21 protein-coding genes are annotated in these 14,629 nt (G+C 66.1%); 11 read left to right on the forward strand and 10 right to left on the reverse strand.

Annotation, left to right across the window (positions count from 1 at the left end):
• The first annotated feature begins 107 nt into the window (after positions 1 to 107).
• Positions 108 to 560: an SRPBCC domain-containing protein gene (locus tag NY1_RS04780; protein ID WP_067708775.1), complete on the forward strand. Its 453-nt coding sequence runs from the start codon at positions 108 to 110 to the stop codon at positions 558 to 560.
• A gap of 54 nt (positions 561 to 614) precedes the next feature.
• On the opposite strand, the gene NY1_RS04785 is transcribed toward NY1_RS04780, so the two are convergent.
• The 6 genes from NY1_RS04785 to NY1_RS04810 form a co-directional block, all read right to left on the reverse strand.
• On the reverse strand, positions 615 to 839 hold the full coding sequence (locus NY1_RS04785) for a hypothetical protein (RefSeq protein WP_067708781.1): 225 nt from the start codon (positions 837 to 839) through the stop codon (positions 615 to 617).
• Positions 840 to 874: 35 nt separating this feature from the next.
• Entirely contained in the window at positions 875 to 1,657 is a 783-nt protein-coding gene (locus NY1_RS04790; RefSeq protein ID WP_067708784.1) for an HNH endonuclease family protein, read from the reverse strand.
• 184 nt (positions 1,658 to 1,841) lie between these two features.
• Positions 1,842 to 2,339, reverse strand: a complete 498-nt coding sequence (locus NY1_RS04795) for a hypothetical protein (protein ID WP_233434206.1) — start codon at positions 2,337 to 2,339, stop codon at positions 1,842 to 1,844.
• 46 nt (positions 2,340 to 2,385) lie between these two features.
• The gene (locus NY1_RS04800; protein ID WP_067708790.1) at positions 2,386 to 3,507 is read right to left on the reverse strand and encodes an NAD(P)H-dependent flavin oxidoreductase; all 1,122 of its coding nucleotides are present in this window, start codon (positions 3,505 to 3,507) and stop codon (positions 2,386 to 2,388) included.
• A 125-nt stretch (positions 3,508 to 3,632) separates the two neighbouring features.
• Positions 3,633 to 4,034 (reverse strand): NUDIX hydrolase, encoded by a 402-nt coding sequence (locus NY1_RS04805; RefSeq protein ID WP_067708793.1) that lies wholly within the window; start codon positions 4,032 to 4,034, stop codon positions 3,633 to 3,635.
• A gap of 20 nt (positions 4,035 to 4,054) precedes the next feature.
• The gene (locus NY1_RS04810; RefSeq protein ID WP_067708927.1) at positions 4,055 to 4,615 is read right to left on the reverse strand and encodes a TetR family transcriptional regulator; all 561 of its coding nucleotides are present in this window, start codon (positions 4,613 to 4,615) and stop codon (positions 4,055 to 4,057) included.
• 39 nt (positions 4,616 to 4,654) lie between these two features.
• Here NY1_RS04810 and NY1_RS04815 point away from each other — a divergent pair, with 39 nt between their 5' ends.
• From NY1_RS04815 to NY1_RS04825, 3 genes are all read left to right on the forward strand, one after another.
• Positions 4,655 to 5,890 carry a KasA/KasB family beta-ketoacyl-ACP synthase gene (locus NY1_RS04815; protein ID WP_067708796.1) on the forward strand — a complete coding sequence of 412 codons (1,236 nt, stop codon included), beginning with the start codon at positions 4,655 to 4,657 and terminating at the stop codon, positions 5,888 to 5,890.
• 198 nt (positions 5,891 to 6,088) lie between these two features.
• Positions 6,089 to 6,385, forward strand: a complete 297-nt coding sequence (locus NY1_RS04820; protein WP_067708804.1) for a chorismate mutase — start codon at positions 6,089 to 6,091, stop codon at positions 6,383 to 6,385.
• Positions 6,386 to 6,485: 100 nt separating this feature from the next.
• Positions 6,486 to 6,959 (forward strand): carboxymuconolactone decarboxylase family protein, encoded by a 474-nt coding sequence (locus NY1_RS04825; protein ID WP_067708805.1) that lies wholly within the window; start codon positions 6,486 to 6,488, stop codon positions 6,957 to 6,959.
• Positions 6,960 to 6,965: 6 nt separating this feature from the next.
• Here NY1_RS04825 and NY1_RS04830 read toward each other — a convergent pair whose 3' ends face one another.
• Positions 6,966 to 7,712, reverse strand: a complete 747-nt coding sequence (locus NY1_RS04830) for a hypothetical protein (RefSeq protein ID WP_157762038.1) — start codon at positions 7,710 to 7,712, stop codon at positions 6,966 to 6,968.
• 116 nt (positions 7,713 to 7,828) lie between these two features.
• Here NY1_RS04830 and NY1_RS04835 point away from each other — a divergent pair, with 116 nt between their 5' ends.
• The 5 genes from NY1_RS04835 to NY1_RS04855 all read left to right on the forward strand — a co-directional run bounded on the left by NY1_RS04835 (position 7,829) and on the right by NY1_RS04855 (position 11,173).
• A complete protein-coding gene (locus tag NY1_RS04835; protein ID WP_067708809.1) occupies positions 7,829 to 8,335 on the forward strand; it encodes a flavoprotein in 507 nt (168 codons plus the stop codon).
• A 508-nt stretch (positions 8,336 to 8,843) separates the two neighbouring features.
• Entirely contained in the window at positions 8,844 to 9,605 is a 762-nt protein-coding gene (locus NY1_RS04840) for a DUF5919 domain-containing protein (protein WP_067708811.1), read from the forward strand.
• Complete coding sequence (locus NY1_RS04845; protein ID WP_067708813.1) at positions 9,592 to 10,059, forward strand: NUDIX domain-containing protein; 468 nt, start codon at positions 9,592 to 9,594, stop codon at positions 10,057 to 10,059. The genes NY1_RS04840 and NY1_RS04845 overlap by 14 nt, the downstream gene beginning before the upstream one ends.
• A gap of 184 nt (positions 10,060 to 10,243) precedes the next feature.
• Positions 10,244 to 10,702, forward strand: coding sequence for a hypothetical protein (locus tag NY1_RS04850; protein ID WP_067708816.1), 459 nt, complete (start codon positions 10,244 to 10,246; stop codon positions 10,700 to 10,702).
• 27 nt (positions 10,703 to 10,729) lie between these two features.
• Positions 10,730 to 11,173: a pentapeptide repeat-containing protein gene (locus NY1_RS04855; RefSeq protein ID WP_067708818.1), complete on the forward strand. Its 444-nt coding sequence runs from the start codon at positions 10,730 to 10,732 to the stop codon at positions 11,171 to 11,173.
• Here NY1_RS04855 and NY1_RS04860 read toward each other — a convergent pair.
• A complete protein-coding gene (locus NY1_RS04860; protein WP_067708820.1) occupies positions 11,170 to 11,622 on the reverse strand; it encodes a MarR family winged helix-turn-helix transcriptional regulator in 453 nt (150 codons plus the stop codon). The two genes, NY1_RS04855 and NY1_RS04860, sit on opposite strands and share 4 nt — an antisense overlap.
• Before the next feature lie 65 nt (positions 11,623 to 11,687).
• Here NY1_RS04860 and NY1_RS04865 point away from each other — a divergent pair, with 65 nt between their 5' ends.
• Complete coding sequence (locus NY1_RS04865) at positions 11,688 to 12,056, forward strand: VOC family protein (RefSeq protein WP_067708822.1); 369 nt, start codon at positions 11,688 to 11,690, stop codon at positions 12,054 to 12,056.
• Positions 12,057 to 12,077: 21 nt separating this feature from the next.
• Here NY1_RS04865 and NY1_RS04870 read toward each other — a convergent pair whose 3' ends face one another.
• Together NY1_RS04870 and NY1_RS04875 are read right to left on the reverse strand one after the other, a co-directional pair.
• Complete coding sequence (locus NY1_RS04870) at positions 12,078 to 12,491, reverse strand: hypothetical protein (protein ID WP_067708824.1); 414 nt, start codon at positions 12,489 to 12,491, stop codon at positions 12,078 to 12,080.
• A complete protein-coding gene (locus NY1_RS04875; protein ID WP_157762040.1) occupies positions 12,488 to 12,769 on the reverse strand; it encodes a ribbon-helix-helix domain-containing protein in 282 nt (93 codons plus the stop codon). The genes NY1_RS04870 and NY1_RS04875 overlap by 4 nt, the downstream gene beginning before the upstream one ends.
• Before the next feature lie 180 nt (positions 12,770 to 12,949).
• Between NY1_RS04875 and NY1_RS04880 the strand changes: the two genes are divergently transcribed.
• On the forward strand, positions 12,950 to 14,626 hold the full coding sequence (locus tag NY1_RS04880; RefSeq protein ID WP_067708830.1) for a bifunctional S-methyl-5-thioribose-1-phosphate isomerase/methylthioribulose 1-phosphate dehydratase: 1,677 nt from the start codon (positions 12,950 to 12,952) through the stop codon (positions 14,624 to 14,626).
• Positions 14,627 to 14,629: the final 3 nt, after the last annotated feature.

Consider the following 14,629-nt stretch of genomic DNA (forward strand, 5'->3'; position numbering starts at 1 on the left):
GCCGGACCGGCAGGCCGGATCGCCCGCGAGAGCTACGCGGCCTCGGTGCATACCCTGAGTCGGCCGCCCGGATGCGGGGTTGGAACGGGTGTCAGTATTGTGCCCTCATGACCTTTGTCATCGACTACAGCGTAGAGATCGACGCGCCCAGCGATCTGGTGTGGCAGGTGCTCACCGACGTGGACAGCTACGGCGAGTGGAACCCCTTCGTGCCCGCCTGCTCGACCACCTTGGAACCGGGTTCGCCGATCGACATGCAGGTGCGGCTGGTGGGGCCGAACCCGAAGGCGCAGCGGGAGTACATCCGCAGCCACACCCCGGGCAAAGAGTTCAGCTATGCCATGAAGCCGGCCCCGCTGGGGGTGTTGCGCAGCGAGCGGTCGCATACGGTGACCGCGCTGGCCGACGGCAAGACGCGGTACGACTCGCACTTCCAGCTCGAGGGGCCGTTGAGCCCGGTGGTCGGCGGACTGCTGGGCGGGGCGCTGCGCAAGGGGTTCGGGAGCATGACCGAAGGCGTGCGCCTACGCGCGGAGTCGTTGCGCGCGGCCGAGAAGTAACCGAAACGGGAAAATCCCTGCCGCGATCGCGTGGCAGGGATTTTCGTATCGGTCTCAGGCCTCGAAGACCACGACATTGCCGAAGCTGTCGCGGGTGCCGCTGTCCTTCTCGATGGCGGCCGCCAGGTCCTCGACGGCTTCCCAGGTGCGGGGTTCCTCGTCGTCCAGATTGCCGATGGTGTACCAGGTCGCGGTGCCGCGGTAGCGGACCAGGCCGTGGCCGGTCGGGTCCAGCTTCACGTCGAGAGCTCCGGAAACCGTGCCCTCCTCCTGGGTCATCACGGCTGCCGCGCTGTGGATCTCGACGATGGCGTCTACTTGAACCCTCCTCTATCGACGCAGTCCTGCACGGCTGTCTTGAGTGCGGTCTGCTCTTTGGAATCGACGTTCAGGCCGTACTTTACTTTCACCTGGAGGTAGTGCGCGATATAGCCACACCGGAAATTGCCCGGCGGAAGGTAGGTGGACGGATCCTGGTCGCCCTTGGAGCGATTGGCGGTCGGGTCCGAGGCGGCCAGGTTGATGGCGTCGTTGGCGATATTGCGGCGGGTGTCCTCGTCCATCTTGGCCGCGCCGGAACGCCACGCTTCGGCCAGCGCCACAATGTGATCGACGTCCACGCCGGCGGAGTCGGTGATGAACTTGTACGGCTTGAGGCCGTTGGTCTTCTTGTCCGGCACGCCGTACTGGTCCTGCCAGCCGCCGTCCTTGCCCATGGTGAACTTGCAGGTGGTGGCATCGAGTTTGACCGAGCCGGAGGCATCGCGCAGCAGCATGACCTCGCGCGTGGTGCATTTGCTGTATTGGGCGTACTGGTCGCCGAATCCGTGTTCGGGCTTGTTGGTGTCCCAGTGCGGGAACTGTTCGCGGCTGTAGCCGGTCATCGGCAATTCGTCGGCGACCTTGAGTTTGCCGAGCAGCGCCTTGACCTCGGTGGCCGAGCCCGCCACGGTCGGATTGGTCTGGCCCGGGACCGTTTTCGACGAATCGCCCGATTTGTTCAGCAACGCGGCGACGACTATCAGCACGATGACGAAGAGGCCCGAGCCGATGGCTCCGAGCATCTTGGTGAGGCTTGACGGCTTCTTCTGCAACATATCCCGACCACCGTCGCAATCCACTACCCGAAACAGCAAGTTACGCCGCGGGTTCGGAGACGGGTCTCACACCACTCGGTCCACGGCGAACACAGCGTTACTTACATAGTGAGCTTCGTCAAGATCGAGAACAACGGAGTCACAGCGGATTTCGGCGTGGCGCGGCGAACCGCCCGGCGAGTCGTCAGATCTGATGCAGCCAGGCTATGAAGAAGGCGATTGCGCCGAGGAAAGCCAGCGCCGCGACGGGCACCGGCCACCAGGGTCCGGTGCGGGTGAGCAACCGCCGGGCGAGTTGCCTTTGCAGCATGCCGATTCCGGCCAGCAGCAGGAACCAGAGCGGGAGCATGCCGACGCCGAGCAGGGCGTGCACCGCCCAGGCGCCCGCCAAAGTGGGGCCGCCCCAGGAATGTTCGTAATCGCCCGCCGCGACGAGCGGGTAGGCGATGCCGCGCACCGCCGCCACCAGGGCCAGGAAGACCGCGAACCAGGCGACCAGTCCGATCGCGGCGGCGAGCGCCGTGTGCGCGGCGGCGCGGAACCAGCCGGGGGAGTTCGAGGCGAAGGGAATGCGCAGCGTCCGGCGCGTCACGCGGGCGCGAACCCCGGTGGGCGCGAAAGCAACCGGCAGTGCGAGCACCGCGTAATACGCGGACCGCACTGCCGGTTGTAGGTTCGCCATCATCCCACGGTAGCGCGCCGGTGCGACGCGCCTGTGGATCCGAGGGCTACGCGTTGTTGAGCTTGTTGAGGCGCTCGCACGCCTCCAGGTACTCGGTGATCAGGCGCTGCACCACATCGGCGGAACGCTCGACCTTGTTCATCAGGCCGACCACCTGGCCGACCGGATTGAAGTTCACGTCCTTGGCCTGCTCCGGGTAGCGGTGGCCGCGCTTGACGCCGTCCAAGGCCACCATCATCTGCAGCGGCATGGGCAGCGGGTTCGGGGTGTCGTCGCGCTCCCACGCCTCGGTCCAGTCGTTCTTGAGCATGCGGCAGGGCTTGCCGGTCCAGGAGCGCGAGCGCACGGTGTCGTGGCTGGTGGCATCGAGGTAGGTCTGCATCTGCGCGGGCGGCACGTTGGCCTCCTCGACGGTCAGCCACAGCGAACCGGTCCACGCGCCCGCCGCGCCCATCGCCATGGCGGCGGCGACCTGACGGCCGTTGCCGATACCGCCGGCGGCCAGGGCGGGCATATCGCCGATAGCATCGATGACCTGCGGCCACAGCACCACCGAGGAGACCTCGCCGCAGTGGCCGCCGCCCTCGGTGCCCTGCATGACGACGAAGTCCAGGCCGGCGTTCTTGTGGTTGAGGGCGTGCTTGACCGAACCGCACAGCGCGCCGATCAGGCGGCCGGAGTCCTGGATCTGCTTGATCACGTCATCGGGCGGGGTGCCCAGGGCGTTGGCGACCAGCTTGGCCTTGGGGTGCTTGAGAATGACCTCGATCTGCGGGGCGACCGTGGTGGCGGTCCAGCCCAGCAGCTGGTTGTGGTGCTCCTCCGGCGGCAGGTGCGGGACATTGTGGTCGTTGAGCAGCTTCTCGGCGAAGTCGCGGTGCCCCTGCGGAACCAGCTCGCCCAGCTTGGATTCCAGCTCCTCGGGGGACAGGCCGTCGACGCCCTTGCCCTCGTACTTGGAGGGGATGACCAGGTCGACGCCGTACACGCCGGTGACGTGCTCGTCGAGCCACTGGAGCTCGACTTCGAGCTGTTCCGCGGTGAAGCCGACAGCGCCGAGCACGCCCAGGCCGCCCGCATTGCTCACCGCGGCCGCGACGTCGCGGCAGTGGGTGAAGGCGAAGATCGGTACGTCGATGCCGAGGCGATCACAAATCTCGGTACGCATGGTGCAGTGGGCTCCTCTGAACTTTCCGGCACTGGAATGTTGTGCCCACCACACTAGAACATGTTCTACATTCAGGCCAGAGTCGCGACGCCTACCCCTCGGCAGGGGTCAACAACTTGTTTCAGTTAGCGGGACAGCAGGCCGGCGGCGGCAAGATCGTCGAACAGGAGTTGGTCCACCGGCGGGACCTCGTCGCGGTCGGCGTAGGTGAACCAGGCGACCTCTTCGATCTCACTGCTGGCGGCCAGGGCGCCGAGGTAATCGGCGGTGTAGCAAGCCATTCGGACGACCGCGCCCGGGATCGGGGCCTCGTAGGTGCCGACGTGCGCGACCGACGCCGGGGTCAGCTCGACGGTCAGTTCCTCACGGATCTCGCGGACCAGGGTCTCCAGATCCGATTCCGCGCCTTCCCTTTTGCCGCCCGGGATATAGAAGACGTCCTTGCCGCGCGGGCGGGCGCACAGGATCTTGCCGTGTTCGATCCGCACCCACGCCACCGTGTCGATCAACCGCTGCTCGGTCTGCATTCGAGCAGCGTAGCCAGTGGCTAGCGGACGGCCTGGGCGACCAGCAGGTCGACGGCGCGGGTGACGCGATCGGTGTCGCCGGTGATCCACCAGTCCTGGATGAGGCCGCGCACGCCGGAGACCAGCAGGGTGGCGGCGGCCTGCGGATCGGCGATATCGGGGTCGATGCGGCGGAGCGCCTCGGTGAGGGCGTCGACCACGACGTGAATGGCCGATTCGGCGTACGACTGGAACGGGCTGCGCGGAACGACGGCCGCGCCGAGCACCTGGAGCAGGACTCGGAGGCTGGTCGCGCCGGCGCCCGCGGTATTGACCTCGAACGATCCGGCGAGGCGGGCGCGCAGCAGGTGCGGGGAATCGACGTCGCCGAAGAGGGCGGCGATATCGGGGCGCTGGGTTTCCAAGGCGGACACCAGCATCTGCTCCTTGGTGCCGAAGTAGTGGATGAGCATGCGGGAGCTGGTGCCGAGGTAGTCGGCCAGCGGGCGCAGGGACAGTTCGGCCAGGCCGTATTCGGCGATATAGGCGATGACGCCGGCGAGCAGATCGGCGCGGCGGGCGTGGTCGAGGGGTCGGGGCACAGGTTGACTGTAGCGGTTGGTACAGGTATCCATGTCGGCATGGGTGTAACAAGTGGTACAGAAACCGGTGTGGTGGTGACCGCGATGTCCGCGACCACCTGTCTGGGCGCGGACCTGGACACGACCTGGGCGCGATTGCTGGCCGGGGACAGCGGGATTCGCGCGCTCACCGATTCGTTCGTCACCGAGCACGACCTGCCGGTGCGGATCGGCGGGAAGCTGGTCGCGCCGCCGGGGGAGCAGCTGACGCGGATCGAGCAGCGGCGGATGTCGTTCGTGCAGCAGCTGGCGCTGGTGCTGGCGCGGCGGGTGTGGGCGGAGGCCGGGCAGCCGCCGGTCGATCCGGAACGGCTGGCGGTGGCGGTGGGGACAGGGCTCGGGGGCGGGGAATCGCTGGTTCACGCGGTGGATTCGATGCGGGCCGGGGGTTATCGGAAGGTGCCGCCGATGACGGTGCCGATGGTCATGCCGAACGGGTCGGCGGCCACCATCGGGTTGGAGATCGGCGCGAAAGGCGGGGTGTACGCGCCGGTTTCGGCGTGCGCGTCCGGGTCGGAGGCGATCGCGCACGGGTGGCGGTTGATCAGTACTGGGGAGGCCGATGTGGTGGTGGCGGGCGGTGTGGAAGGGCATATCGACGCGGTGCCGATCGCCAGTTTCGCCATGATGCGGGCCATGAGTACCCGCAATGACGAACCCGAGCGGGCCTCGCGGCCTTTCGACCGGGATCGGGACGGGTTCGTGTTCGGGGAGGCGGGGGCGCTGCTGGTGCTGGAGTCCGAGGCTCATGCGCGGGGGCGGGGTGCGGAGATTCTGGGGCGGGTGCTCGGGGCCGGAATCACGTCGGACGGTTATCACATCACCGGTACCGCGCCCGATGGTGACGGTGCGGCGCGGGCCATGCGCAAGGCCATTGCGACGGCGGGGCTTTCGGCGGCCGATATCGACCATGTGAACGCGCACGCCACCGGGACTCCCATCGGCGATATCTCCGAGGCCAAGGCGATCACCGCTGTCACGCCCGGGGCGTCGGTGTACGCACCGAAGTCCGCGCTGGGGCACTCCATCGGCGCGGTCGGTGCGCTGGAAGCCATCCTCACTCTGCGGACCCTGCGGCAGCAGATCGTCCCGCCCACGCTGAACTTCGAACACCACGACGACGGCATCGAATTGGATGTGGTCGCGAAAGCCCCACGCCTGCAACAGCTCCGGTACGCCCTCACCAATTCCTTCGGCTTCGGCGGGCACAACGTGACCCTGGCTCTGGGCGTTTGATCGACCCGCCGTGGTGCACCGCTCTCGGGGGTGTGGTTTGATCCTGGCGTGATGTTCATGGCGCAGTCGTGGTGGTGGCCGGAGTTCCGGCAGTCCTGACTCGCGCACGCGTATCGGCTGCCTGGTAGCAGCAGCCGTACGCCACATCCGCCGGCTGATGCGCGCCGGGCAGCCTCGAATCGAAAGGTATCGAGGCACATGTCTCTCGAAGAAGTCCGCACCCGGATCGACGCCATCGACGCCCAGATCGTCGAATTGCTGGGCGCCCGGCAGCAATTGGTCTTCCGCGCCGCCACCTTCAAACGCAATCCCGACGAGGTCCGCGCACCCGACCGCCGCGCCCGCATGATGGTCCGCCTGCGCGAGCTCGCCGAGGAGCACGGTGTGGCGCCCGACCTGGTCGAGCAGGTCTACACCACCATGATCGACGGATTCATCGAGCTGGAACAACGCCGCCACCAAGCGCTCGTCGCCGACGGAACCGCCGCCCAATAGTTCCCGGCCGTGAAGTCGGTTGTCACACCCGCGAAGTCCGCGGTGTCTTCATGAGGTACCGATGCCGCGCCCCACGCGGCACCCGACCGAAGGGCACCCCATGGAACCCCGCATGAACCTGATGACAACCGACATCGGCGGCAAGCTCTACAAGCGAATCGTCGGCGCGGCCCAATTGCTCCACCAATCCAACGTCCCCGAAAACCTCCTGCACCTGGTCGAACTCCGAGCCAGCCAAATCAACGGCTGCGGCTTCTGCGTGGACATGCACTCCAAAGACGCCGCCGCCGGCGGCGAAACCCCCACCCGCCTCAACCTGGTAGCCGCCTGGCGCGAAGCCACCGTCTTCACCGACGCCGAACGCGCCGCCCTCGCCCTCACCGAAGAAGGCACCCGCCTCGCCGACACCCACCCGGGCGTCTCCGACGAAACCTGGTCCGCCATCCGCAAACACTTCGACGAAGAACAATCCGCGACCCTCATAGCCGCCATCGCCCTCATCAACACCTTCAACCGCCTGAACGTAATAGCCCGAGTCCCCGCCGGCACCTACGAACCCGGCATGTTCAACTGAGCCCTCTCAGTACGCGCTTTCGCCGATCAGCTGGTGGCGGTGGCGGCGGTGTAGTTCGAAGATCTCGGCGTCGGAGTAGCGGGTCCAGTCGCGTTTGGCGCTGAATTTGGGCCGCATGGCGCGGATTCGGTCTGCGCACCAGAGGATTTCGGCTTCGATGGCGTTGGGGTAGGCGCAGCCGTGCCAGAGTGGGGAGACCGTGATCGAATGGATCGACTCGCGGTTTCCCGCGACGGCGACGACGGCTTTGGAGTATTGGGTGGCGGCTCCGCGAACGAGATAGTCGCCGTCGGAGAGCAATTCGTCCTGGACTCGGCAGTATTTGTGCCAGGTGGAGCTTTCCAGCAGCATGATCGCTTGCTCGCGCGGAGACAGGGACCAGCCGCGGGAGGAAACGTACGCCTCCGAGTGGCGGCCGCCGAGTTCCGACAGGGCCTGCGAGTAGGCGTCGTACAGTTCGCGGCCGACCTCTTTCGCCGGGACCCGGCTGCTCCAGTCGTTGGCGAACTCCAGCCGGGACGGGAGATTGCCGCCGTCCAAGGTCATGACCACGTTCGGGCTGGAGGACACCGGCTGGGAGGTGACCAGCGCGAGCGGCGGGTACTCCTCCTGCGGCGGTGAGGCCGAGACCGTGTAACTCGATTCCTGGTGCAGCGGTTGCGAACTCACATTCACCGTCACCGAAACCGCGACGGAAACATTCGGCTGCCGGTCGTCGTCATAGTTCCCGCGGTCGATAACGCTGATCCCCATGACGAAATCCAATCCCTGCCCAGCACACCTCTCGGCGCACCGTATCAAACCCGATCGCGCCCCGCAGGCAGTCATCTGAGAAACGCCCCGAGGAGTCGATAACTCATGCTGTTGGTATGAACCAGCAGGGAGCACCGGTCCTGTACGCGATCGTCACCGGCTCATCGAGGGCACCGGAGATCGAGGCACTCGTCGATATGGCGCAGGCAGACGGCTGGAACGTGTGCGTGATCGCCTCCCCGTCAGGCCGCCGCTTCATCGACACCGACCACTTGTCGGCCAAGACCGGCTGGCCGGTGCGAAGCGAATACAAGCAACCCGGCACCCCGGACCTACTCCCACCCGCCGACGCCATGATCGTCGCCCCACTCACCTGCAACTCGGCCGCGAAATGGGCTGCGGGTATCTCCGACACCCTGCCACTCGGCCTATTGGTCGAGGCCGTGGGGTTACGGAAACCGATTGTCGCCGTGCCTTATTCGAGCGACGCCCAGATGAGCTTCCCACCGATCCAGGAAGTCCTGACCAACCTCAGCCGGTACGGGGTGACGATCGTGCCGAGCGAGCAGGGAAAGCCACTCCCGCTGACGGACGCCTGGCAGGCATTGCAAAACCGTCTCTAACCGGATCTCCCACACGCCCGTCCTCCCAAACCGGCGCCCATTGCCCGTCGTGGTACTGCAACCAATGCGCAGGTTGCTCTTCGACTTCCGTGGTCACCAGATACTCCCGATAGACCGGATCCTTCGCCACCAACCGCCCCCGCACAGTGACTCTCCAATTAGCCGGACTGTGTGGCGAACTCAGCACGAGACCGGAACCAGCCAGCCCGCCCAACGCCCGGCGCACCGTCCCTGCCGCCAGCTCGAGCTTTGCGGCAAGCTGCCGGACGGTCATAGCCGAGTCGGGCTGGGTCGCGATCAGTACACCCAGCACCCGTGCCTGGATCTCGGTCAACGCCATCGCCCCGAACCTTCCGTCGTCCGTGATCGCCACCGGTGTCCTGTCGTTGTCGAGTCCGCAACCGCCACTACCAGCGTCGATCAACCGAAGGGGCGTTCCTACCCCGTTTCCAGGACGTTTGGGACGTCTGAGTCCTAAGGTCTGATACGTCCCCGGCTGAGGAGGAAGATGAATCAGGGCCTGCGACAAGCGATGACAAAAGCGAAGGTCACCGAGCAGCAACTCGCCGAGAAGTGTGGAGTCGACGTCAAAACGGTTACTCGGTGGGTGACCAATGAATCGCGTGTCCCGCACGCCCGTCACCGCTGGGCGGTCTGCGAACACCTACAAGCGGAGGAAGCAGACTTGTGGCCTTCAGCTGTCCAACGAACCCTCAAGGTCGGCCCGGATCGAGAAGTGGTTCAGGTCTTCCCATATCGATCCGCCGCCCCCGCTTCCCTGTGGCGGTCGTTGATCACGAACGCCAAGCAGGACCTCACCTTCGCTGGATACACCAACTACTTCCTCTGGCTGGAGCAAGCGAATCTGGCTGCCCTGCTCAGGCGAAAAGCAGCAGCAGGCTGTCGGATTCGGATTCTCGTCGGTGATCCGACCAGTGCAGCGACGCTGGCGCGAGAGCGCGAAGAGAATGTCCCGCTCACACTCTCCACCCGTATCGCGGTGACCCTTGCCGAGCTGCGAAAGCTTCAGGATGTCGAGAGCATCGAAGCGAGATTTTCCGATGACCATGTCAACCTCTCGGTGTTTCGATTCGACAGTGACATGATCATGACGCCGATCCTTGCGCGACGAGTCGGCCACGACTCACCTATGTTTCACCTACGGCGCGAGCATCCGGACGGCATGTTCGATCGGTTCTCCGAGCATGTCGAGGAACTCTGGTCCCGGGGCCGGAACGTCTGGGAGGTCGACCCGCATGGCAAGGCGTGACTACCAGAATGATCCGGACGCGCCGGCGCCGAACAGCTTGGTGCCCGCGGCGTCCGTAGTTGTTGTGGATGGGGCCGGCCGCGTGCTGTTGCAGCGGCGGGTGGACAACGGGATGTGGGCGTTGCCGGGCGGGAAGATGGAGTTGGGGGAATCGCTGGCGGGGTGTGGGGTTCGGGAGACCAAGGAAGAGACCGGGATCGATATCGAGATCGTCGGGATTGTGGGGACGTATACCGACCCGGGGCATGTGTTCGCGTATGACGATGGTGAGGTGCGGCAGGAGTTCTCGATTTGCCTGTTGGGCAGGCCGGTTGGGGGGTCGATTGCGGTGTCCGACGAGTCGACCGAAGTGGCTTGGTTCGCGCCGGAGGAGATCGATGGGCTTCCGATGGTCGGGAATATTCGGCGGCGGGTGGATGACTGGAGGTCGGGGGCGGCCCCGGTCGTTCGATAAGGCTGCGCAAGTCGGTGTGGCGCAAGATGATCGATAGGTGAGATCGAATCGCACTCGGCGGCGGCCGCCGTTGGCTGGACGGGGGCGTGCGATGCGCCTGCAGCGGCCGTCTGGGGGACAACCGTGGCGTGCACGGGTGATTGGAGCGGTGCGAGGGTGGGCTTCGCCGGGGTGGGCCGGGCGGGTGTTGCCGTTCGTTGCCGTGGTGACAGCGATTGCTGCGGTTTTGTATGGCGCGCAGAGTTTACGGCTGGCTGAGGAGTCCGGTCGGCAGCAGTATCAGCTGGTGCGGCGAGAGCAGGCCCTGGAGCGGTTTGCGCGGGCTGCGGAGGTGCTTGGGGGTACGGATTCCACGACTCAAGGGCGGCTGGGGGCGATTTATTCGCTGGATCAGATTGCTGGGGAGTTTCCGGGGGATCGGTTCAAGGTGGTTTCTGTGGTGGCGGCGTTCTTGCGGGAGCAGGATCATAGTGGGGTTCCGGGGGTGGTGATTACGGCGCGGAATTGTGCTGGGAGGGGGAGTGATTCGTTGAATCCGCCGCGGTTGGGGGAGGAGTTCAAGGCTGCGGTGGCGTTGGTTGTTCGGTATAACCATTTGGGGGAGTTTGCTGATGAGGCGGTGGATTTGAGTTATACCTGTTAGGAGGGGGTGCGGTTGCAGCGTCGGGGGGTGGGGTACATCGATTTCAGTGGGGCTTCGTTGGCGTTTGCGGAGTTGGGTGGGAATGATCTGACTACTGTGAAGTTCTCGAATACTGATCTGGGGGATGCTCAGTTGGGTGGGTCGAGTTTGCGGAGGAGTGTGCTGTCGGGGTTGCGGTTGACTCGGGCGAGTTTCTTGCATTCGAATCTCGAGGGGGCGCGGATCGGTAATTGTGCTGCGGATGGGTCCGGGTGGGAGGGGGCGGTTTTGCGGCAGGCCGAGTTTCATAATGTGGATTTGAGCGGGGCGCATTTGAGTGAGGCGGATCTGACCGGGGCCACGTTGCGGCAGGTGACGCTGAATGGTGCGGATCTCACCGGGGCGACGCTGGCGGGGGTGCAGTTCGATGGGGTGCGGTACGACGCGAAAACCAAGTGGCCGGTGGGGTTTTCGCCGCCGCCCAGTAGTTAGGCGGGGTTGGCTCGGAGGGCGTTGGTCATGGTGCGCAGGATTCGCAGGGCGTCGGCCTGTTCAGCGGCGGTGAGGTCGGCGACCATTCTGAGCTCGACGGATCGGACTGCGGCGGTGGCCTTTTCGAGGTGGCGGCGACCTTTGGGGGTCAAGCGGGTGGGGAGGACTTTGCCGACGGGGGCGGCGGCGGGCCTGGTGACATGACCTTCGCGTTCGAGGGTTTGCAACAGGACGTTCATGGTTTGGCGGGTCACGAAGGCCCCGCGAGCCAGTTCGGAGTTCGACAGGCCCGGGCGTTGGGCGAGCAGTTCGAGGCAGGCGTAGTGGGTGACGTTCATGCCGAGCGGGCGCAGCACTTCCTCCATGGCTGCGCGGAGGGCGCTGGACGCCTCTTTCAGCAGGTAGCCGAGGGATGTGTCCAGGTCTACGCCGGCCTCTTCTTGACTCATGTCAGTATTCTGACATAGCCTTGGGCATGTCAGAAAACTGACACACACGACTAAGGAGCAGGACAATGCCCGCAATCGGTCCCGATTTCATTTCACTGCAGGTACGCGATCTCGACGCCTCGCAGGCGTTCTACGAGCAGTACCTGGGCCTGGTTCGCTCACCCGCCGGACCGCCGCGCGCCGTCGTGTTCGAGACGAAGCCGATCGCGTTCGCGCTGCGCGACATCGTCCCCGGCACCGACCTCGCATCGGCGGCATATCCGGGCATCGGCGCGGCGATCTGGCTGCACGCCACGGACGTTCAGGCCATTCACGATGCTTTGGCGGCGGACGGGCACACCATCGTCGCCGAACCGATCGACGGCCCGTTCGGCCGCACGTTCACCTTCGCCGATCCCGACGGCTACCGCATCACCCTGCACGACCGCGCGTGACCGACGAGCGGGGCCGAATCCCTAAGGGAGAATGTCGGTTTGGACCCGCGGGTCCAGTTTGCGGAGGGTGTCGGGACGGTCGGTGAGACAGGGCCAGTCCCGGCTGACCGCTTCGATGGTGGCATGACCGGCGGGGATGAGCGCATCGGCATCGGGCCGATCGGCCAACGCGGCCCCGAGATGATCGGAGGCCGGGCGATCCAGTGGCTGAATGACCGTATTGGGCAGATCGAGCAGCACCGCGAGAATATCGAGACGCCCGGCGGGAATGAGCGCCCGGGCGGCGGCGAGGGCGGTCGCGGGGACGATGATGGTGTGGCCGGCATCGGCGGTAGCCCAGACCACGGATTGCACGTAGGCGACCCGATGCGCCCAGGCGGTGAGGGCGGCGGTGTCGAAGACGACGCCTCCCAGCGTGGAGCCGGCGGTGGTCATGCCGCGCCGGCGTGGTCGCCGGGATCCTCCTTCTCGGGTAAGGGGGGTAGCCCCTGCACGGCGCGGGCGCGGTTGATCAGGTCGAGGGGCGGGCGGCCGCCGAGCGCGTTCTCGAGTCTGGCGAGGGATTCGGTGCGATTGACCCGGGCTCGGACGGATTCGGCCACGAAGGAGGAGATGGATTCGATGCGGCCGGTGGCGCGCCAATCGTCGAGGGTGGCGGCTATCTCCTCGGGCATCGACACTGTGATCTTGCGGGTGCGACGCGCTCTAGCCATACCGGAATGGTACTTCGGTATGGGCGGGGCGACGAGATGACAGACCGTTCGCCTCGGGATTCGAATTCCGGTGATCCGAAACCTGCCGGTCACGCGGCGATCCGGGTTCGATACGGTGGGCGTGTGCCCGCATCCGGCGGGCGGCCTCCCCATTACCTGCGTCAAGAGGACACAACCTAGATGGATCAGAGTTCGATCGTGTGGGACGACGGTGCGTTGGTCACCATCGACCAGCGGGCATTGCCGCAGGAATTGCGGGAGTTGCGGATCACCACGGTCGATCAGGTCATCGATGCGATCAAGACGCTCGCCATTCGCGGCGCGCCGGCGATCGGAGTGTCGGGGGCGTTCGGCGTGGTCATCGCCGCGCTCGCCAACAGCGCCGACGGAGTCGTGGATACAGCGGCCGTGACTGCCGAGGCGACGCGGATCGCCGATGCCCGGCCCACTGCGGTCAACCTCGCCTGGGGCGTGCAGCGCGCATTGAGCAAGCTGCCCGAGGGCGTACAGGCGGTGCTGGACGAAGCGCTGGAAATGCAGGCCGAGGACGGGCGCACCAATCTGGCCGCGGCCACGCATGCGGCGGATCTGCTCGAGCAGCTGTGCGCGGATCGACCCTTGCGTCTGCTCACGCACTGCAATACCGGCCGCCTCGCGACCACCGCATGGGGCACCGCGATCGGTGCGCTGCGAGTACTGCACCAGCGCGGCAAGCTCGCCGAGGTGATCGTGGACGAGACCCGCCCACTGTTGCAGGGTGCGCGACTCACCGCGTGGGAGATGGCCGAAGCCGGTATCCCGCACCGCCTCACCATCGATTCCGCCGCCGCCTGGGCGATGGCCACCGAGAACGTGGACGCGGTCATCGTCGGCGCGGACCGCATCACCGCGGATGGCGCGGTAGCCAACAAGATCGGCACCTACATGCTGGCGCTGGCCGCCGAGCATCACGGAATCCCGTTCATCGTGGTCGCCCCCGAATCGACACGTGACATCTCGACGGCGCGCGGCAGCGACATCGTGGTGGAGCAGCGCGCGGCCGCCGAGGTGACCGGATTCGGCGGCGTCACAACGGCTCCCGAGGGCACGCAGACCTTCAACCCGGCCTTCGATGTCACGCCGGGCGAGCTGGTGACGGCCGTCGTCACCGAGAACGGCGTACTCGTCGATGCCGCCGCCGCGGACGGCGCGGTACCGCCCGCCGAACTGGCCGGACATGCACACGGTGCAACATTGCGCGCCGGGCGGGAAATCGCCGCCATCGCACGGAATCTGTACGCGAACGGATGGATGCCCGGCACTGCGGGCAATATCTCGGTGCGCCAGGGCGATACGGCCGTCATCACCGCGAGCGGACTGTCCAAGGGCGAGCTGACCGAGACCGATACGGTCACCGTCGCCGTCTCGGACTCGCAGCCGGTGCGCTCCGGCGGTCGCCGCCCGTCGGCCGAAACCACCATCCACACCGCCGTTTACCGCACGCGCGGCAGCGAGGCCGTGGTGCACGTGCACCCGCCACATGCCACCGCGCTCTCCGTCGGTGCAGCGAGTGCTGATGTGCAGACTGTGCGGTTTTCCGGATATGAGCTGATCAAGGGCTTGGGCGGAATTCGCCCGGACGCCATCGACATTCCGGTGTTCCCGAATCACGCGGACGTGCCGCGCATCGGCGAGGACATCGAGAAGTACCTGACCGAGCATCCCGATGCCCCGCCCGTGCTGTTCATCGCCGGGCACGGCATCACCGCGTGGGGCGAGAGCCTGGCGCAGGCGCGTGACCGTGCGGAATGCCTCGAAGGCATCTGCGAACTGACCACATTGACCGGGCACCGTGAGATTCCGGTGGGCGACAATTAGTTC

Source organism: Nocardia yamanashiensis NBRC 100130 (assembly GCF_001613325.1).
GTDB lineage: Bacteria > Actinomycetota > Actinomycetes > Mycobacteriales > Mycobacteriaceae > Nocardia > Nocardia yamanashiensis.